1 pseudogene is annotated in these 257 nt (G+C 40.1%); it reads right to left on the bottom strand.

Annotated elements, in window-relative coordinates:
- A pseudogene (locus OL66_RS03260) lies at window positions 1-238 on the bottom strand (IMP dehydrogenase); the annotation flags it as partial.
- Window positions 239-257: the final 19 nt, after the last annotated feature.

The raw sequence follows: 257 nt of genomic DNA on the forward strand, positions 1-257 counted from the left end.
GTTCTATGTAGTGATTTGATGGATCTACTATCATTTGGTCATTAAATTGTGAGTCTTTGTGTTTGTGTTTTGTGTGGAAATAATTGAAATCTTCTCCTGGGTCAAAAGATAAACTTAAGATGTGCCATTTATTGAATGGGTTTTTGGCGTATGGGGGGAGGTCGGTTGGTTCGTATTCTTGGTGTTGTCCGCGTCCTAGGCCAGCGAGTCCGTAGAAGGTGTAGGTTCTTTTAATCATTGGTGTTCCTTCGATTTTA

The sequence above is a fragment of the Chrysanthemum yellows phytoplasma genome (genome assembly GCF_000803325.1).
In the GTDB taxonomy this organism is placed as follows: Bacteria; Bacillota_I; Bacilli_A; order Acholeplasmatales; family Acholeplasmataceae; genus Phytoplasma; species Phytoplasma asteris.